We start from the raw sequence: 16,504 nt of genomic DNA on the forward strand, positions 1-16,504 counted from the left end.
GAACGCATAGCATTTCCTCACTGCTATAAATTTTTAGCGAAAAACAAAGAGCAATATGAAGGCTATATTCAAGGATTTCTTAATCTCTATCATCCGGATCTTAAAATGGTCCGAATTGAAAAATATTATGTTGTTTGTACCAAAAAATAGTACTTAAAGGAGTGAGTACGGGGCATGAGTCAAGTAACAACGGGGTTTGTCATCCAGCCCCGGCTATCTTTCCAGAACAAACGTGATCAAGTGTTATATAACTTTTTTGTCAGTGAAGCAAATTTTGCATCAAACACTTACTGCGAGCGTGGTCAGTTGAAAATAAGAGTTAAGGATTTAACAGATGTGTTTGGCCATACTGACAATATTCTTAGAGCTTGTATTAAAAGGTTAGTTGATGACGGGTTCATCACAAAAAAGCGTTTAAAAGGTAGTGAGGGCTTGCTGATAACAGTTAATAACTACGACGAATATCAAAAGCTAGCAAGCTACCAAAAGTCTAAAAATGAGCTTTCTGAAAAGCCACAGCAACCAACGGTGGAAAAGAATAACGTTTTTACTTTTTTTGAAACAACTTTTGGTGGATCTTTATCACCTAAAATGGCACAGGATATTGGCAACTGGGTAGATGATTTTAATGGAAATGAAGATGTTGTAATAGCAGCTATGAAACTAGCCATTAGAAAGAAAAAAGCCTTCTGGGGTTACGTCCAACCTATATTAGTCGATTGGCACAATAAGGGTGTTCGTACCTTAGAAGATGCAAGGAATTTGCAGAATCAATCAAGGAGGGAGAAAAATGATAAGCCTAAAGAAGTCATTGCAAACACTAGCCAAGGAACGTCCGGAATTTCAGAAGAGACTCAACGACTTGAGAGAATCGCACAAGAAAAAGGACTTGTTACAGGGGAGATACGAGATACTTACGTCGATTTCTGATGAATGCCCATATCAAAAATGTGATGGGACAGGCCAGTATTTAGTAAAGGACTGGAAAGAAAGTAGGGAATTCATGAATCCTTGCCCTTGCCGATCTGATAAAGCTGTAAAGAAGAAGCTGTTAAAAGCTCGTATTCCAGAAGAATTTGTACAAGCTACTATTTCATCCTTTGACATTAACTTATACAAAAAGCAACAGGGAAAAGAACGTGCAGCCATTGCGAAGCGAGCATCAGCTAATTTTGTCCAAAACTTTAACCAAATGCAAGAGCAAGGAAAAGGTTTGTATCTATACAGTGAAACAAAAGGTTCTGGTAAAACAAGACTAATGGCTAGCATTGTAAATGCTTTAACAGCAGTCTATGACAAACCAGGTGAACCATTAAGTATCTTATTCTCTCCAACAATTGATTTGCTTGATGACATCAAAAAGACTTTCAGTGATGACAGCAAAGTTAAGACATCTGACTTAATCGAAACCATTAAAAACGTAGATATTTTGGCTTTAGATGATATTGGGGTTGAAAAAGTAACAAGCTTCGTAGAAGAGAAGTTTTCCGGAATTATGGATTATCGCTTAAGCAACAAAAAAGTAACTTTGTTTACGTCCAATCTTTCAATTGATGATCTGGACATCAAATACAAAGAAGGTCGTGTAAGTAGTCGGATTGAAAAGATGGCATTTCCCATTTATATGCCGGATGAAAAGATACGAAGCTATTTAGCTCAGCAAGAAAATGAAGATTTACAGTCGCTTTTATATAGATAAAAGGGGGATTCACAGTGTGTGAATTATGTAATGGGAGAACAAGGGTTGACCTATTATCGGTCAGCATGATGGAAGTTCAACTTTGCTCACAATGCATCCAAGAGGGTACGGATGATATTAATTATTTCAATATTTCGATGAATTTATTTGAACAACGTATCACAGCTTTTGAACAACAACAAGAAATCTTACATAAACAAGCTGGATAACAGATGGGAGGTACTAAATGGAGCTTAGAAAGCGTGTAGAGGAAAAAAGAAAGAGTTTAATTAATGCTCTTATTCAAAAAAACGTCTATAAAGATTCGAACGAACGGCAGCTCTACGAACTTACTTTAACTGAACTTGAGGATTTATATAGACGCGTATAGGAAGGTGACTTATTCGTGTTAGAAGTCGGAATGTCAGTAGATGTGTTCAGTCAATTCATGACTGGACCAGGAAAAATTGTTCACATTAGCAATGAATCGTACTATCCGATACAAGTTGAAATGGACAAGCCGGATGCAGATGGTCACAAAATGTGCCGTTTTAATCATGCTGAGGTCAAACCTCAAGAAGAGGGAGTAAAGCAGCCTGTAGATACTGAGTATCTTACAGTTGAATTAATTAAAGTGATACAGGGTCATTCATCACTAAAACTGGGTGAGTGCTTTAAAGCAAAGCCTACAAAGCAAAATAAGGGCTCTCATTACTATTTGTATGAAGATGATAAATTTAGAGGCTGCTTCCCAGTATCACATTTTCGTACTTTCACTTTGACAGACGTTGTAAGGCGTACGAAGAGACCTAAGCAAGCTGATTTGAACGAGGTTAAGGAAAAGGTAACCGAGTTGGATAAACGTGCTGAGAAGGAAATTAAACACAGTGATAAGCCGCATCTGACTCTCGTTGAAAATAAACCTAAAGCAGAAAAGCCTCAAAAGAAAGAAAAGAACCATTTTAGGCAAATGGAGCAAGAGGGTCAAACTTCAATTTTTGATTTTATTTAAAGGAGAGATGGATATGAGAGAAATTAACGTTTTTCAATATAACGGGAAATTGTTAACACATAGTAGAGAAGTGGCTGCAATGATTGGTAAAGATCATAAAAATTTATTAGCAGATATTCGAAGTTATGTTGAAGTCCTAGAGATGAGCTCAAATTTCAGCCCATCTGATTTCTTTATCGAAACAGTGTATTTAGATAAATTGAATCGTACCAAGCCTTGCTATCATTTGACAAAAAAAGGCTGCGATATGGTCGCTAATAAAATGACTGGAACAAAAGGTATTATTTTCACTGCAACATATGTCTCTAAATTTGAAGAAATGGAATCAAAGTTAAAAATAACGCAGGCTCCTTCTTACATGATTGATGATCCTATCCAGCGAGCGCAAAAGTGGATTGAAGAGCAGAAGGAGAAGCAGCATCTTCTAGTTCAAAATCAACAAAAGGATCAAAAAATCGAAGAGCTGCAGCCTAAAGCCACTTACTACGATTTGATTTTGCAAACAAAGTCTCTTCTATCGGTTAGTCAGATAGCAAAAGACTATGGAATGAGTGCTATCTCGTTTAATAAGCTGCTTCATAAATTAGGCATTCAATACAAGCAAGGTGATTGCTGGCTCTTGTATCAAAAATATGCTGATAAAGGCTATACACATACAAAAACTCATGTTGTGGATTCAGAAAAGAGTAAGGTCCATACGTATTGGACGCAAAAAGGCAGAACATTTATCTATGAAACGCTCAAAGGCGAAAATGTTTTACCTGTTATTGAAAGAATGGCTAGTTAAGGAGGAGGAAAAACAATGAGTCATTACGTTTTTTATGATGGAAAAAGAGTTATGATGACAGCTTCTTGTAGTGAGAATAAAGCTCAAGAGTTATTAAAAGTAGCACAAATGATGCGGCCGGACGCCGTTATGAAAACTGTTAATAAAAAGGAATACGAAAGGATTGAAGAGGAGGATATGAACTATGATTGATCATACTCTAAAGCCTGGTGAACTATTAGAAGTTAAAGTGGTCGGCTTACATGTTATTTGCAAATTCATGAGCTATTGCAAAAGACCTGCTCACATTCATGTTGAAGTTACACAAGTTATCCAGGGAAAAGTGACAGCAGGTTATGAAGCTTGCATTCCTATTACAAAATATATGTTTCGTTACGAACCTCCTAGTGATACTGAAGTGATTTTGCCTAGTGAAGATCAGAAATTAGTAAACAAGCTAATTGAGGATTTAGAAAAGCAACTGTTTGATTATCACATTAACAAGGCACTTGATACCGGAGATAAGGACAAGTTCCTTGAATTGGTGAGGGGGATGAAAGGTGAAGTACAAGGAAGCACAAGCTGAGTTGCAAAAAGTATTTGATCATCAACAAACAGTTAGTGTTCCAAAGTTAAAGAGATTGTTCCAGTCGTTAAACATATCAGTTAAAAAGCCATTAGGAAATTCAAATGAAGAAATATCTTACTTAAAAGGGGAAATATCTAAGTTAAAAAAAGAAAACAAACGATTGAAAGGGATGGATTCATGATCAACAAATCAAAGCAAAAGAAACGTTTAGGAAGAACAATTAAACAACGCACTAAGGTAGCAAGTGCTGTTAAGTTGGATCGCGCATGGATTAATTTCTGGAATATCAAGACTAAAGAGCTGGAGGCGAGACATAAATGAATTATTCTCTAGGTGAAATGATGATAATTACTGGCATGACCACAATGGTTGAAGATGAAGGTAAGCATCCGCGTGAAGTAATGGAAGCAATGGAAAAAATCAAACGTGATACATTTCATGCTTTGCTAGATATTCATAAAGAAGCAAAAGGAAGTAAATAAAAAAGACGCTCTGCCAGGAGCGTCTTGTGGAAAAAATAATTTTATAAAAGGTAACCTCATTATACACTACCTTTTATTATTTTTAACCAGGAACATCTTCCCAGCAATCCTATTTGAAATTATAACATGAGGAGGTATTTTCTGGTGAGTGTAAATACAGAGAAAATGACCGCTGAAATAGACTTGATGAACAATAAAAAAATGTATGTAGTGAAAGATGGCCAGTTAATTGAACATGAGCTGCCTGATTACGGAGAAACGTTAGTTATTACCCTTGGCGGTAAGGTCGATAGATTGGAAACTAAGACGAAAAGGAAGGTATGAACATATGAATAACATCTGTGAAGTGTGCGGAGAACGTGAGAGTACTAGCCTTTGTGATTATGCAACGGGTACTGGAGTTGTAACCAGTGCTACCTTTCAAGAAATCACTGAAACATGCGACAAGAGAATGTGTAAGGAATGCTTGGTTAAATTATGGGCCAATTGCGATGTCTGCCCTGATCATGCTAAGGAAATTAAAAATAAATTGGACAACTAAATAAACAGCCTTAACGGAAAAACCGAGGGCACTAAGTAAGCACTAGCTTATTTGGTGTCCTTTTTATTTTATAAGGGGGGTCATTACGATGAAAGTTAAAGTGGAGAAGGATTATTGCAAACGGTGTGTATGGCAGCAGAATGGATTATGTATGTTCCAACGTTGTGTAAAAGGATATGGATTTGTAGCAGATAAGTCACTTCAAAAGGAGGCTAAATGATGGTAGCTGAACAATTAACCTTACTTGAACCAGTAGATGAAAAATTAGTGCGAAAAATCGTAATTAAAGAATTAAAAGAATATAGAGCTCTAAAGGTTCAGGTGGAAAATAAAGAAGAGTGCGAACGTACAGGTCTGGAATTATTCCCATCTATTCGTAATTCTCGTCACATTAATGAATTAAAAGTTAAGCAAATTGATAGAGCTTTAAAAAACAGTTTGGATCAAGAAGAGCTCTTAATCATCGAAAAGGCATACCTTACATCAAAACGAACGAAAGACATTGAAATTTATCTTGAAATTGGAGTGAAAAAAGATACGTATTATGCAATGAGAAACAGAGCTTTGAATCGCATAGCTACAGCACTTGGGATAATCTAAGTGCTTTTTCCTTTTGTAGAAAAAACACCGAAAAATACCAGAAAAAAAGGGGACAAAATAGGGGACTATTTATTTTTCCATCAAAGGTAAGATTTTCTTATAAGCAATAGCGCTTATGGGAAACGTACCAGTCCCTTATAACGGGTATACTCGGGTGTATCGAATGACTATGAAGGTTGCCGGCTGAAATTACGGGGGAACAACTGGAGTCTAGCTGTATTGCGTACGATAACCACGGGGTAGTGAAGTGTGGAAGTCCTTCACGAAACTACTGTCTGTCATTCTATGTACAGCAACCGTTACTACAATCCTGGCCTCCTCCCGGGTGATTGATAAAGAACGGGTTTAATTTAATTAAGCAATTAGCGTAATGGGGTGTTAAATAAATAGTATAAGAAATGGTTATAAGGGAATATTGTGAATAACGATTAGTATTAGTACTAATCGAACAAGGTACACACATGGTAAATGTATCATCACTACTTGTATAAAGCGCCCTCCTCCACGGGTGCTTTTTATTTCGAGAAAATATGTTAAATATATCCTTTGTCTTATATAATTGGGACAGGGGGTGAGAAGAATGAAATTACTAGTTAAATTTAAAGGGCAAGAAATACCTTTGCTTGTAACGAGTGCACCTAAAGAAGTACTACAAACAATTATTGAGAGCAAAGATGATAGAATTGTTTATAAGAGTGACACCTTATATCTTGATCATGATTTTAAAGATATAGAATCAATTAACGTCACATTTGATTAATGAGGAGATACCATTATGTTGTTTAATGATATTGGTAAATGGAAGATTGATTCAACGAAGAGTACAGCAGGACGTTGGGGTTTATCCCAACCAGGTAGAGGTCGTAAACCAGGTGCATTAGATCCAAGTGATTTTGGGCCTTTGGAAAGACCAGGTGTTATTGATCCAAGTGATATTTAATAATTAACAGAAGCATCCTTTCGAGGGTGCTTTTTTATTTGGAGGGAAAATAAATGACAATTACTATACCAGAAGGCGCTTTATGGTTTGTTGGTGGCGGAATCAGTTTTATTGTGGTTCTTTTTATACTTGGATGGATATGGGGGAAGAAAAACTTAGGCTGAACTTATGGCTAGCCTATAGAAGTTAACCAAAGTTGAACTAAACACAAAAAGGTGCTGAAAAACAGTACCTTTTTGTGTACGATATGTACTTGGAAGTTGATGTTATTAAGCAGTAGTAATATATTCGATATTTTCTACTGGTAAGAAAAAGGTTTTACCCCCACACTCTAACTCTATTACTCTTAATTCTGGGTCGATGCTTTTTAAGATTCCTTTGTAGCTTGTCTGTTGTGTTTGTACAGCGATTTGCTTATTAAGATGCTTAGATAGTCCAGTTAACACGCTATCACTCCTATAAGATTATTAAAAATTTCCAAGTAGCAATGATAATAATATCACAAATGCGGGAGGTAGGTGCTATGTAAATGTCTAAATTAAGCTTTAAACAAGAGTTATTTATAGAAGAATATCTTATATCATTTAACGCCACCCGGTCGGCTATTAAAGCTGGATATAGTGGACGTACGGCATCAGTAACAGGGGCGAAGCTGCTAAGAAATGCTAAGGTCGCTAAAAAAATTGATGCTGAGATGAAGCGGTTACGCGAAAGAATGTCGGAGGATAGCAATAAGGTCTACGCTGAATTATGGAAACAGTTAGATGCAATTGATAAAAAGATAGCAGATCATGAGCAAGCTGTTGAACAAATCGACACACTTGAGCGAGATAATAATGATATTCTTCCCGAAATTCAGGAACTTAACGAACAAATAGCTACAATTAATCAAAGGAAAAGAGAAGCTTCTAAGAAAGAGAATGCGACTCTGGTTTCTAAGCTTGAAGAAGATATTGAGGTTCTTGAACAAGAGCTAAAGCCTTTGAAAAAAGATAAAGATGCTCGATACCGCGAAATAGAGCGATTATATAAGTATCTAATCAAACCAGCAGCATGGGAAAAAATCATGTCTATGAGAAAAAGTATATTGCATGACATACTTGATCGTGGAGGTTATAAATCAACAGATAAACTTGAAGTGAGTGGAGATGTAAAAAGCACTCTTGATTTGTCCAGCCTCTCTATTGAGGAGTTGAGAAGCCTTGCAAAAGATAAGTGAGGAACAACGTAAGATCATCGCTCAACTTGCTCAAGAAGAATTGGCGAGGCGTTCGTACAAGGATTATGTGGAATATGTCCATCACGGTCAATATACACATTTTAGACATACTGAACTAATATGCAATGAACTTCAGCCCATTGTCGATGGGGAACAGCGCTTTATCATTATTGAAATGCCACCACGGCACGGTAAATCCATGACGGTTACTGAAACGTTCCCATCTTTTTTTATTGCCAAAAATCCAAATAAGCGTGTTATAACAGCTGCTTATTCTGATGGATTAGCAACCAAGTTCGGTCGAGTAAACAGGAATAAATTCAAAGAGTTTGCTCCTGCTTTATTTGATATACGAATATCAGACTCTAACTCTGCTACTAAAAACTGGGGAGTTGAAGGACATACAGGTGGCATGATTGCAACGGGTATTGGCGGTTCAATTACTGGTCAAGGTGCTGACTTAATGATTATTGATGACCCTATTAAGAACGCGAAAGAAGCTGCTTCTCAAACAATTCGGGACAACATATGGGATGAGTGGGAGAGTACATTGTCTACTCGTTTACATAATGGAGCGTCTGTTATTGTCATCATGACTAGGTGGCATGAAGATGACATTATTGGCCGCTTATTGGATAGAAGTCCACGTAACTGGGTTAGGTTGCGTTTGCCTGCTATTGCAGAGGATGAAGACGATCTACTTGGCCGTGAGATTGGTGAGGCATTATGTCCAGAACTAGGGTTTGATGAACAATGGGCAGAGGATAAAAAGTCTGAGGTTGGTTCACGTACCTGGGCATCTTTATTCCAGCAACGTCCATCACCTGCAGGCGGTAGCATTTTTAGTAAACATTGGTGGAAGTTCTATGTACCTACTGAAGAAATAAGAGCTAAATTAAAGCTTCCTAAAGAAGTAGCTGTTCTTCCTAAAATATTAGATAAACAGGTGCAATCATGGGATTGTACGTTTAAAGATAGCAGTGCTTCTGACTTTGTTGTTGGGCAAGTATGGGGGAAACGACAAGCTAACTCTTATTTACTTGATCAAATACGTGATCGTTTGAATCTACCTGAAACAATGAAAGCAATTCGTAATATGACAGCTAAGTGGCCGAACGCTAAAGCAAAATATGTTGAGGATAAAGCAAATGGTCCTGCTGTTATTCAAATGCTACAGGATGAAATCAGTGGATTAATTCCTGTTAATCCGGAAGGTGGAAAAGAAGTACGTGCCAATGCCGTTTCTCCGGAAGTAGAATCAGGCAACGTATACTTGCCGCATCCGTCCTATGCACCTTGGGTTAATGAACTGATTGATGAAGCAACAGCATTCCCGAATGGTAAGAATGATGATATGGTCGATAGTTTAACGCAAGCATTAGTTAAATTACAAGGATCTAAGGGGAATCCTTTAGATCGCTATAAGAAATTAATGGGGAGGTGATTGAGTGAGTGTAATTGAGCAAGCAAAACAGTTTCGTAATGATTTCATGCAAGCGCCTGGTAAGGGAAATAGCAAGGATGCATTAACTCGACAAACACCAGGGTTAAGACGTGTATTAACTAATCAAGATTTAACACGGTTATACGCGGATAATCGTATTATTCAAAACGTTATTGATATTCCTGCAGAAGATATGACACGCAGCTGGTTCACTTTACGGATGAAAGACGAGAAGTTGCAACGTGATATTATGAGTAGGCTTGCAGATTTAAACGCAAAAGAAGCATTTAAAAAGATGCGCTCTTACGAACGATTGCGAGGGGATGGCTTTATTTCATTAGGTGTAGCACAGCGAAGCCCTTTTGAATTAAGTGATCCAATAAAAGAAAAAGAACTTTTGAGAATTGATTATATCCATGCATTCAGTGGTATGAAGGTGTACGAATTTTTATTAAATGAAGATATGTTTAACCCTAAATATGGTCAAGTCGAATCATTTCAGCTTAATCGACGTTCGAGAGTTGGCCAAGAAATTGCTGGACCTACTCAAGATCGTGTTCATGCTAGTCGTGTTATCCATGACCAAACAAGAAGGCTAGAAGATGAATATAGAGGGCAACCGTTATTGGAGCCTCTATATGACATAATCACAGTACTTGATACATCGCTTTGGTCTGTTGGTCAGATGTTATATGACTTTACTTTTAAGGTTTATAAATCAGCTGATATTGAGGGGATGGGCAAGGAAGATAAACGAGAATTAAGTACACTAATGGATTTTATGTTTCGGACTGAAGCTCTTGCCCTTATCGGAAAAGATGAGGAGTTAACAAAACAAAGTACTGTTACCACAGGTATTAAAGATTTACTTGATTATGTATGGGATATGCTTGCAGGTGCAGCTCGAATGCCTAAAACAGTTATTAAAGGGCAGGAAGCAGGGACAATTGCAGGAGCTCAGTATGATGTCATGAACTATTATTCTCGTATTGCAGCACAGCAAGAGAATGAATTAAAGCCTCATATTGAGCGTCTTATTCGCTTATTATTGCTATGTTCTGATGAATTAGGGGGCACTATCAACCCTGACTCAGTAGAATGGGAAATCAAGTTTAATCCATTGTGGAATGTTGACTCTAAAACAGACGCTGAGATTCGCAAACTAACTGCTGAAACAGATAACATTTACATTGTTAATGGTGTTCATACATCTGATGAAGTACGAGAAGCACGCTTTGGTCAATTCGGTTTAACGAATGAAACTAAGTACAGTGGTGACGATGCTGATTGGGAACGAATGGCTAAAGAAGTTTACACAGCTTATAAGGAGAGTCAGTGATATGGTTAGGATAGTTCCTCCTACACGTTTCCCTGACAGCGTAGCAGTCTCATACAGCCGTTCTATTAACAAACTAATATCTGAGTTGGGAAAAGTCACTTTAAACGTCTATGACGAGCAAATAACGCCTCAGATTAAGTTACAAAAGAGCAGGGGTGACAGTTCATCCTATAAATTAGATGCACCGCTTGATGTTATTCAACGAGCTGTGGATGTAATCAAGGGATTATCGCTAGGTATTTTTAATTCGAGTGTAGTCCAGGAAACAGCCAGTAAGTTTGTTAACGCTCTGAACTTATTCAATAAGAATAATATTAGCAACCAAGGCAAGGTGAAGGGAATTGACCCCACCGTTAGTGAGCCTTGGCTAGAGTCGTTCATGAAAACATCAATAAGCGAGAATGCCAGCTATATTACTAACATTAAAGATGGGTACCTGGCTAACATCGAGAGCATCATTTACCAAGGCGTGAAGAATGGTAGTAGCGCAAAAAAGGTGAGAGATCAGTTAGTTGAACGCGTGGGAATGTCTAGGAAACGAGCTGAATTTATCGCTGTTGATCAAACAGGTTCTATTCTTGGTCAAATGACTGCAAAACGTCATAAGCAAATGGGTGTATCGAAGTTCAAATGGTTAACATCCAATGACGAAAAGGTACGAAAAACACACAGGGATTTGAGTAATAAAGTTTTCTCTTACGCAGATCCACCAAGCGTAGGTTTACCTGGTGAGGATTATCGTTGTCGTTGTGTTGCTATTCCAGTATTCGATGAGGAGTGATTGCGTTGGATAAGAAAGACAGTAGAAACCTTGAATCGATTGCAAAGTCATTAGATAGTATAGCTAGGTCGTTGAAGGTGATTGCCTCTGCTGCGGCCCCAGAACAAAAAGATGACAGTACTACAGAAGTAAATTCCTCAGAGGAGGTTTCAATCGGAAAGTGGGACCCTTCAGGTCTTTATCTAGGCGATTAGGATATGCCCGCAAAATTAAAAGGTGGTGAAATTAATGAAAGCACAAATTGAAAACAATTTTAAATATCATGCTCCAAAAGAAGGTCAAGTTGAAAAGTATGATCTTATTCGTGAAAAAGCTAAAGAACTTGCTATTTTAATCGATGAGCAATGTCCGAATAGTAGAGAAAAGTCCACAGCTATTACTAACCTAGAAACATCTGTTATGTGGGCAAATGCAGCTATTGCCCGTAATGAATAAGTCTATCTTGTCCGGTTCTGTCCGGGAAGGGGGTGATAATGTGTGAAGCACGAGCGTTATGATCGTACATTTATAAAAGACTATAACGAAACAAATGAAGGGTACCTGACTGTTCGAGCACCTATTACTCGCCCAGGAGTATTCCCATACATGCGACAAGATGGTTCGGTACAACTTGAAGCTAAGCTTCCTGAAGAAATTTTCAGTGACCGTACTATGTTTTCAGCGCATGCAAAACCTGTAACGGACGATCATCCTAATGAGCCTGTTACTTTGCAGAACTATAATACTTATTCCAAGGGATTAACTCACAATGACGCGAGAGTAGAAGATTTTAAACTCTATATCTCATTTACTGTTACGGATGCTGGATTAATTCAAAAGATTAAGGACGGCAAACGTGAGATTAGCCTTGGGTTTTTAGCCGATGTGGTACCAGAAAAGGGTACATATGACGGCAAACAATATGATTTTGTTCAACGAAATACTGAAGTTAATCATGTTGCGATTGTTGATGAAGGGCGTGTGGGTCCAGAAGTATCCATTCGTGGTGATTCAGCAGCCTATCAAATTGATTCAAGTGAAGGAAAAGGAGATGTTAATATGGCCAAATATACAATTGATGGCAAGGAGTATGAAGTAGATTCAACTGTTAAATCTTTTTTGGATGCACAGCAAGCACGCTTAGATACGGCTAACCTAAAAGCGAAGGACTTTGATACATTACAAGGTCGCTATGATGCACTAGAAGTGAAGTACCAAAATGCTGAGAAAGATTTAAAACAAGCAAAGGAAAACAATTTATCTGCTGATGAACTAGATGCAAAGGTACAATCTCGTGTTGAGTTAATCAGTGGCGCAACAACATTCCTTGGTGATTCTTTTGATTTTAAAGGCAAATCAGAGCGTGAAATCAAAGAAGCAGTTATTCAAAAAGCAAAACCTGACTTTAAAGGCGACGGTAAATCAGATGATTATATCGACGCCTTTTTTGATGCGACTTTAGGACGTGCTAAGCAAGAAGGATTTTCTTCAACAGGCAACAATCATATGTTTACTGGTGACGGTAGTTCATCTAATAAGCAGATTGAAGAGATGAAAAACAAACGTCTAAACATGAAATAAAACATCAAAATATGAAAATAGGAGGCTATATAGATGGCTATTACAAGTTATGACAAATATATGCCAGCAGCAGGCGGTAAAGGGAAGCTTGCCAATTATCAAGATTATAGTGCTGATACGAAAGCCGCAGCTGAAGATATTCCTTATGGAGTTGCTGTTCAATTAGGTGCAGATGGAGAAACTATCACACGCGTTAAAGCAGGCGGTAAACCTTATGGCGTTTCATTAGCGCAAGAAATTCATGATTGGGTATTGAAAGCTGATGATCAAAAATATTTAAAATATGATCCTGTTGCTGCAGTCCGCAAAGGTGTTATTTGGGTGCAGGTTGATGAAGATGTAGTGATTGGTGACGGGGTAGTTGTAGATCCTTCTACAAGTAACTTCCGTCCAGCTGATACAGCAATATCTGGAGTTATTGCATTCCCTTCAGCAGCATTTAAGTCAAGCGCTCAAGCAGGTGGCTTAGTACAACTTGAAATCAATTTACCTTAAAAACTAGTAAGAATGAGGAGTGAGCAAGAATGTCCCAATATAGAGCAGACGGTGTTATTCGTCCGATTGATTTAGAGTCCATTGATAATAAGATTTATGAAGCAAAGAAAGAAGAGCTAAAAGCTCGTACCATTTTCAATGTGAAGACTGATGTACCTGCTGGTGCGGAAACATACAGCTATGACGTTATTAAACGTTCTGGTGCTGCTAAAGTATTAGCTCCAGGTGCAGAAGATATTCCATTAGTGGATGCTGACATGGAGCGCCATACGGAAAAAATCTATTCTGTTGCTGCTGCTTTTCGAGTGTCTGTTCAGGAGTTACGCCAGGCGCAAATGGCAGGCCAACCTATCGAAACAGCAAAGGCTGATACAGCACGTAAAGCCATTGCTGAAAAAGAAAATCGTATCGTATGGATCGGGGACACTAAACACAATATTCTTGGTGTGACAAATGCAGAAGGAATCCAAACGATTGCAATTGACCAAAACAAAGCTGGTACTTCAACAAAGTGGGCTGATAAAACAGGTAAAGAAATCGTATCTGATTTACGTAAAGCTCGTTCTGCAGTTAATCGTTTACCTGGACACAATGCAGATACACTCGTTGTTACGCCTGACATGATGGAAGAGCTTGAAAAAGAGTACAACGAATATACAAATCAGACAGTTCTTCAATACTTACGTAGCCAAAATTGGTTCAGTCGTATTGAATTTACATCTGATATTGAAGGTCAAGGTCAAGGTGGTACCGATTGTTTCTTAGTATTCGATAGCTCACCAGATGTAGTTGAAGTACTTATTCCGATGGACATTATGCGTCATCCGGAAGAATACAAGTTTCCTAACTATAAAATCCCACTAGAAGAGCGTACAGGCGGTGCAATTGTACGTTATCCAATGGCAATTGTACGAGGAGATGGTGCCTGATGTTAGTACAAAACAAAGGTAAATACGTTCGTCATGCTGCGGGTGTTATGTTGGTCCCTGGAGCTAATCAACTTTCTCTTAGTGAGTGGAAGAAATTTAGTGCCCATCCTTTAATACAGGATTTAGTCGAAAATGAAGAGCTTGTAGCTCATGAATCTGCTAAAACAACAAAGGATTTGAATGCAAATGAAGCAATTGAATTAGTGAAGGACACATTCTCGCTTTCTTTATTAGAAGAGTGGAAGTCTACAGAGAAGCGTAGTACTGTTCTCGCTGCTATCACTGAACAAAGTAACTTAATCGTAAATGGTTCAGGAGAAGAATTGGAATAAGGTAGGTGATTGATTTGAAAACAACACCTGAAATCATTCAAAAGACTGCTGAACATTTAGTTAGTATGTCTCCAGACGTGCTGCAAATCTTTATTGATGACGCCGCCCTTGAGGTAGATGATCTAGATATATCAGAGGACAACAAACAGCGGTTAATTCGCTATTATGCCACTCATTTGGCGACTTTAAAGGCTCAAACAGTAAAAAGAAAGAAGTTAGACGTTATGGAGACTGAATATAACGTCTCAAATACTGCTGTAGGACTTGAATCTACACCATATGGGCAAGAATATTCAAGACTCTTAAAAAAGCTTACAAAGCGAAATAGTATCAATCTAACGGTGATTTAACATGGCTAGACAAAAGGGCTTTGTAAAAATGACTGTTAAAAATGATAATTTCGATAAGTTAATCAAAGCTTTAGAGGATCTTGATAAATACTCAGTAGAAGTTGGTATCTTTGCTTCTGATGATTCATTCTATGCCATGATTGCAAATGTACATGAATATGGAATAACTATTAAGCCTAAGAAGCAGTTTCTAACTATCCCTACAAAAGAGGCAGATGGTCGTAAAGCTTCGGACATTCCCGGTTTATTTAAGCCAAAAGGTAAAAATATATTAGCCGTTCAAGATGGCGACAATTTAAAAGTCATGTTCATTCTTGTTAAGAGCGTCACCATACCGGAACGCTCTTTTGTCCGTTCAACATTTGATGAAAAGAATGATGAATGGGTGCAGTTTATGGAGCGATTAATCGATAAGGTGCTAGCATTTGAAATTGATGCAAAGACTTTATTTGAGCGAGTCGGGGCAAAGGCAGCTGCTGATATCCAAGAGAAGATTACTACCTTACGTTCTCCTGGGAATAGTCCTATCACTATGGAGAATAAAGGCTCATCCAATCCTTTAATTGACACTGGTGGCCTTCGTGCCCGTGTAACTTGGAGGGTGGTAGAAAGAAATGCCTGACATTATTAGTTTTAAAGAAATGGTTGTAGAAAATGGTGTTCCTTTTGTGGCAATTGTTGAACAAGAGGGCGGTTATTACAACGATAAAGGAGATTGGGTACCTGGGGGGAATCCTCAGCCTGAAAATAGATTTGGGGTTATTCTTCCTTTATCAGAAGATGACCTTCGATATTCAGAGAGTGGTACTTATAGTGTAAAAGACCGTAAAGTCTATACAATCGAAGCTCTTAATCCAGGACAGAAAATCGAATATAAAGGCATCCCTTACACTGTGCAGAACTTTAAGGACTTCACAGATTATACGGATGTCTTTATTTATTTAGCAAGGTGGGCAGGTCATGAACATAGCAACAATTAAAGAAATGATTGCTCAAATAAAGAGGGATACAGGGCTACAAATTATCAAAGGAAATACAACAAACCCTTCTCCCCCTTTACCTTATGGTGTATATAACATTACTTCTCCTTACATCAAGGGAAGAGGTCGTGGTGCGCTAGTTGACTATGCTGAGAATGGTGTGTCTTATCAAAAACGTATTGAACAATATAAATTCACCATATCCTTTAGTTTTTATGCTGGAGATATTGAAACCACTATGGAAAATGCATTTAAAGTCCATCAGTGGTTTTTATTTATGGGGCAAGAATTTATTCGAAACAAAAACTTGGCAGTTGTTGAGGTGGGGAATATTCAAGATCGTACAACATTTCTTGTTGAACATTATGAATATAAACATGGATTCGATGTTCATTTTCGTGCAACTGACGAACAGATCCGTGAGCTAAGCGAAACAATTGAAACTATTAATTTAGGAGGTATTTAAA

At 37.9% G+C, this 16,504-nt stretch carries 29 protein-coding genes; 28 read left to right on the forward strand and 1 reads right to left on the reverse strand.

The annotated features are described in order from the left end of the window. The first annotated feature begins 174 nt into the window (after positions 1 to 174). From AC1UFB_RS19415 to AC1UFB_RS19480, 14 genes are all read left to right on the forward strand, one after another. Entirely contained in the window at positions 175 to 930 is a 756-nt protein-coding gene (locus AC1UFB_RS19415; protein WP_482589791.1) for a DnaD domain-containing protein, read from the forward strand. Between the two features lie 73 nt (positions 931 to 1,003). Next, complete coding sequence (locus AC1UFB_RS19420) at positions 1,004 to 1,699, forward strand: P-loop NTPase family protein (protein WP_052098010.1); 696 nt, start codon at positions 1,004 to 1,006, stop codon at positions 1,697 to 1,699. Between the two features lie 14 nt (positions 1,700 to 1,713). Continuing rightward, on the forward strand, positions 1,714 to 1,908 hold the full coding sequence (locus AC1UFB_RS19425) for a hypothetical protein (protein ID WP_034656705.1): 195 nt from the start codon (positions 1,714 to 1,716) through the stop codon (positions 1,906 to 1,908). A gap of 17 nt (positions 1,909 to 1,925) precedes the next feature. After that, positions 1,926 to 2,069 (forward strand): Fur-regulated basic protein FbpA, encoded by a 144-nt coding sequence (locus AC1UFB_RS19430; protein WP_080743117.1) that lies wholly within the window; start codon positions 1,926 to 1,928, stop codon positions 2,067 to 2,069. Between the two features lie 15 nt (positions 2,070 to 2,084). Next, positions 2,085 to 2,690 carry a hypothetical protein gene (locus AC1UFB_RS19435; protein ID WP_482589793.1) on the forward strand — a complete coding sequence of 202 codons (606 nt, stop codon included), beginning with the start codon at positions 2,085 to 2,087 and terminating at the stop codon, positions 2,688 to 2,690. A gap of 13 nt (positions 2,691 to 2,703) precedes the next feature. Further along, the gene (locus AC1UFB_RS19440; protein WP_482589795.1) at positions 2,704 to 3,477 is read left to right on the forward strand and encodes a phage antirepressor KilAC domain-containing protein; all 774 of its coding nucleotides are present in this window, start codon (positions 2,704 to 2,706) and stop codon (positions 3,475 to 3,477) included. Positions 3,478 to 3,492: 15 nt separating this feature from the next. Next, a complete protein-coding gene (locus AC1UFB_RS19445; RefSeq protein WP_482589796.1) occupies positions 3,493 to 3,669 on the forward strand; it encodes a hypothetical protein in 177 nt (58 codons plus the stop codon). Beyond that, a complete protein-coding gene (locus AC1UFB_RS19450; RefSeq protein WP_482589798.1) occupies positions 3,662 to 4,042 on the forward strand; it encodes a hypothetical protein in 381 nt (126 codons plus the stop codon). The genes AC1UFB_RS19445 and AC1UFB_RS19450 overlap by 8 nt, the downstream gene beginning before the upstream one ends. After that, positions 4,017 to 4,226 carry a hypothetical protein gene (locus AC1UFB_RS19455; protein WP_482589800.1) on the forward strand — a complete coding sequence of 70 codons (210 nt, stop codon included), beginning with the start codon at positions 4,017 to 4,019 and terminating at the stop codon, positions 4,224 to 4,226. Before AC1UFB_RS19450 ends, AC1UFB_RS19455 begins: the two co-directional genes overlap by 26 nt. Before the next feature lie 136 nt (positions 4,227 to 4,362). Beyond that, complete coding sequence (locus tag AC1UFB_RS19460; RefSeq protein WP_482589802.1) at positions 4,363 to 4,527, forward strand: hypothetical protein; 165 nt, start codon at positions 4,363 to 4,365, stop codon at positions 4,525 to 4,527. Between the two features lie 144 nt (positions 4,528 to 4,671). After that, entirely contained in the window at positions 4,672 to 4,851 is a 180-nt protein-coding gene (locus AC1UFB_RS19465; protein WP_482589804.1) for an XtrA/YqaO family protein, read from the forward strand. A 436-nt stretch (positions 4,852 to 5,287) separates the two neighbouring features. Further along, the gene (locus AC1UFB_RS19470; protein ID WP_034656714.1) at positions 5,288 to 5,668 is read left to right on the forward strand and encodes an ArpU family phage packaging/lysis transcriptional regulator; all 381 of its coding nucleotides are present in this window, start codon (positions 5,288 to 5,290) and stop codon (positions 5,666 to 5,668) included. A 580-nt stretch (positions 5,669 to 6,248) separates the two neighbouring features. After that, positions 6,249 to 6,428, forward strand: coding sequence for a hypothetical protein (locus AC1UFB_RS19475; RefSeq protein WP_482589807.1), 180 nt, complete (start codon positions 6,249 to 6,251; stop codon positions 6,426 to 6,428). Positions 6,429 to 6,443: 15 nt separating this feature from the next. Next, positions 6,444 to 6,608 (forward strand): hypothetical protein, encoded by a 165-nt coding sequence (locus AC1UFB_RS19480; protein ID WP_482589809.1) that lies wholly within the window; start codon positions 6,444 to 6,446, stop codon positions 6,606 to 6,608. 269 nt (positions 6,609 to 6,877) lie between these two features. Here the strand turns inward: AC1UFB_RS19480 and AC1UFB_RS19485 are convergent, their stop codons facing one another. Beyond that, a complete protein-coding gene (locus tag AC1UFB_RS19485; RefSeq protein ID WP_080743120.1) occupies positions 6,878 to 7,054 on the reverse strand; it encodes a DUF2642 domain-containing protein in 177 nt (58 codons plus the stop codon). An 83-nt stretch (positions 7,055 to 7,137) separates the two neighbouring features. On the opposite strand from AC1UFB_RS19485, the gene AC1UFB_RS19490 reads away from it, so the two are divergent. The 14 genes from AC1UFB_RS19490 to AC1UFB_RS19555 are packed head-to-tail and all read left to right on the forward strand — an operon-like array spanning position 7,138 to position 16,503. Beyond that, positions 7,138 to 7,827 carry a terminase small subunit gene (locus AC1UFB_RS19490; RefSeq protein ID WP_482589811.1) on the forward strand — a complete coding sequence of 230 codons (690 nt, stop codon included), beginning with the start codon at positions 7,138 to 7,140 and terminating at the stop codon, positions 7,825 to 7,827. After that, positions 7,811 to 9,271, forward strand: a complete 1,461-nt coding sequence (gene terL / locus AC1UFB_RS19495) for a phage terminase large subunit (RefSeq protein ID WP_440839276.1) — start codon at positions 7,811 to 7,813, stop codon at positions 9,269 to 9,271. Before AC1UFB_RS19490 ends, terL begins: the two co-directional genes overlap by 17 nt. 4 nt (positions 9,272 to 9,275) lie before the next feature. Then, entirely contained in the window at positions 9,276 to 10,610 is a 1,335-nt protein-coding gene (locus tag AC1UFB_RS19500) for an anti-CBASS protein Acb1 family protein (RefSeq protein WP_482589814.1), read from the forward strand. 1 nt (position 10,611) lies between these two features. Then, entirely contained in the window at positions 10,612 to 11,391 is a 780-nt protein-coding gene (locus tag AC1UFB_RS19505) for a minor capsid protein (RefSeq protein ID WP_482589816.1), read from the forward strand. A gap of 5 nt (positions 11,392 to 11,396) precedes the next feature. After that, positions 11,397 to 11,585 (forward strand): hypothetical protein, encoded by a 189-nt coding sequence (locus AC1UFB_RS19510; protein ID WP_482589818.1) that lies wholly within the window; start codon positions 11,397 to 11,399, stop codon positions 11,583 to 11,585. Between the two features lie 34 nt (positions 11,586 to 11,619). Beyond that, positions 11,620 to 11,826 (forward strand): Acb2/Tad1 domain-containing protein, encoded by a 207-nt coding sequence (locus AC1UFB_RS19515; protein WP_482589820.1) that lies wholly within the window; start codon positions 11,620 to 11,622, stop codon positions 11,824 to 11,826. A 42-nt stretch (positions 11,827 to 11,868) separates the two neighbouring features. Beyond that, on the forward strand, positions 11,869 to 12,951 hold the full coding sequence (locus AC1UFB_RS19520) for a DUF2213 domain-containing protein (protein WP_050689172.1): 1,083 nt from the start codon (positions 11,869 to 11,871) through the stop codon (positions 12,949 to 12,951). Positions 12,952 to 12,984: 33 nt separating this feature from the next. Then, on the forward strand, positions 12,985 to 13,446 hold the full coding sequence (locus tag AC1UFB_RS19525; RefSeq protein WP_482589822.1) for a structural cement protein Gp24: 462 nt from the start codon (positions 12,985 to 12,987) through the stop codon (positions 13,444 to 13,446). 29 nt (positions 13,447 to 13,475) lie between these two features. Then, complete coding sequence (locus AC1UFB_RS19530) at positions 13,476 to 14,375, forward strand: DUF2184 domain-containing protein (protein WP_482589824.1); 900 nt, start codon at positions 13,476 to 13,478, stop codon at positions 14,373 to 14,375. After that, positions 14,375 to 14,707 (forward strand): hypothetical protein, encoded by a 333-nt coding sequence (locus tag AC1UFB_RS19535; RefSeq protein ID WP_482589826.1) that lies wholly within the window; start codon positions 14,375 to 14,377, stop codon positions 14,705 to 14,707. Before AC1UFB_RS19530 ends, AC1UFB_RS19535 begins: the two co-directional genes overlap by 1 nt. A 14-nt stretch (positions 14,708 to 14,721) precedes the next feature. Next, entirely contained in the window at positions 14,722 to 15,057 is a 336-nt protein-coding gene (locus AC1UFB_RS19540; protein ID WP_482589828.1) for a DUF4054 domain-containing protein, read from the forward strand. A 1-nt stretch (position 15,058) separates the two neighbouring features. Next, positions 15,059 to 15,679 (forward strand): hypothetical protein, encoded by a 621-nt coding sequence (locus AC1UFB_RS19545; protein WP_482589830.1) that lies wholly within the window; start codon positions 15,059 to 15,061, stop codon positions 15,677 to 15,679. Continuing rightward, a complete protein-coding gene (locus tag AC1UFB_RS19550) occupies positions 15,672 to 16,037 on the forward strand; it encodes a hypothetical protein (protein ID WP_482589831.1) in 366 nt (121 codons plus the stop codon). The genes AC1UFB_RS19545 and AC1UFB_RS19550 overlap by 8 nt, the downstream gene beginning before the upstream one ends. Beyond that, positions 16,018 to 16,503 carry a phage neck terminator protein gene (locus tag AC1UFB_RS19555; protein ID WP_482589833.1) on the forward strand — a complete coding sequence of 162 codons (486 nt, stop codon included), beginning with the start codon at positions 16,018 to 16,020 and terminating at the stop codon, positions 16,501 to 16,503. The genes AC1UFB_RS19550 and AC1UFB_RS19555 overlap by 20 nt, the downstream gene beginning before the upstream one ends. Position 16,504 lies beyond the last annotated feature (1 nt).

The sequence above is a fragment of the Priestia sp. KCTC 13724 genome, from assembly GCF_056820425.1.

What these genes read in the sequence shown, in the direction of transcription:
- AC1UFB_RS19450 (WP_482589798.1), top strand. Translation starts at nt 3,662, where the DNA reads ATGATTGATCATACTCTAAAGCCTGGTGAACTATTAGAAGTTAAAGTG.
- AC1UFB_RS19445 (WP_482589796.1), top strand. Translation starts at nt 3,493, where the DNA reads ATGAGTCATTACGTTTTTTATGATGGAAAAAGAGTTATGATGACAGCT.
- AC1UFB_RS19480 (WP_482589809.1), top strand. Translation starts at nt 6,444, where the DNA reads ATGTTGTTTAATGATATTGGTAAATGGAAGATTGATTCAACGAAGAGT.
- AC1UFB_RS19555 (WP_482589833.1), top strand. Translation starts at nt 16,018, where the DNA reads ATGAACATAGCAACAATTAAAGAAATGATTGCTCAAATAAAGAGGGAT.
- AC1UFB_RS19475 (WP_482589807.1), top strand. Translation starts at nt 6,249, where the DNA reads ATGAAATTACTAGTTAAATTTAAAGGGCAAGAAATACCTTTGCTTGTA.
- AC1UFB_RS19525 (WP_482589822.1), top strand. Translation starts at nt 12,985, where the DNA reads ATGGCTATTACAAGTTATGACAAATATATGCCAGCAGCAGGCGGTAAA.
- AC1UFB_RS19550 (WP_482589831.1), top strand. Translation starts at nt 15,672, where the DNA reads ATGCCTGACATTATTAGTTTTAAAGAAATGGTTGTAGAAAATGGTGTT.
- AC1UFB_RS19415 (WP_482589791.1), top strand. Translation starts at nt 175, where the DNA reads ATGAGTCAAGTAACAACGGGGTTTGTCATCCAGCCCCGGCTATCTTTC.
- AC1UFB_RS19535 (WP_482589826.1), top strand. Translation starts at nt 14,375, where the DNA reads ATGTTAGTACAAAACAAAGGTAAATACGTTCGTCATGCTGCGGGTGTT.
- AC1UFB_RS19430 (WP_080743117.1), top strand. Translation starts at nt 1,926, where the DNA reads ATGGAGCTTAGAAAGCGTGTAGAGGAAAAAAGAAAGAGTTTAATTAAT.
- AC1UFB_RS19490 (WP_482589811.1), top strand. Translation starts at nt 7,138, where the DNA reads ATGTCTAAATTAAGCTTTAAACAAGAGTTATTTATAGAAGAATATCTT.
- AC1UFB_RS19420 (WP_052098010.1), top strand. Translation starts at nt 1,004, where the DNA reads ATGAATCCTTGCCCTTGCCGATCTGATAAAGCTGTAAAGAAGAAGCTG.
- AC1UFB_RS19460 (WP_482589802.1), top strand. Translation starts at nt 4,363, where the DNA reads ATGAATTATTCTCTAGGTGAAATGATGATAATTACTGGCATGACCACA.
- AC1UFB_RS19470 (WP_034656714.1), top strand. Translation starts at nt 5,288, where the DNA reads ATGGTAGCTGAACAATTAACCTTACTTGAACCAGTAGATGAAAAATTA.
- AC1UFB_RS19505 (WP_482589816.1), top strand. Translation starts at nt 10,612, where the DNA reads ATGGTTAGGATAGTTCCTCCTACACGTTTCCCTGACAGCGTAGCAGTC.
- AC1UFB_RS19530 (WP_482589824.1), top strand. Translation starts at nt 13,476, where the DNA reads ATGTCCCAATATAGAGCAGACGGTGTTATTCGTCCGATTGATTTAGAG.
- AC1UFB_RS19515 (WP_482589820.1), top strand. Translation starts at nt 11,620, where the DNA reads ATGAAAGCACAAATTGAAAACAATTTTAAATATCATGCTCCAAAAGAA.
- AC1UFB_RS19440 (WP_482589795.1), top strand. Translation starts at nt 2,704, where the DNA reads ATGAGAGAAATTAACGTTTTTCAATATAACGGGAAATTGTTAACACAT.
- AC1UFB_RS19545 (WP_482589830.1), top strand. Translation starts at nt 15,059, where the DNA reads ATGGCTAGACAAAAGGGCTTTGTAAAAATGACTGTTAAAAATGATAAT.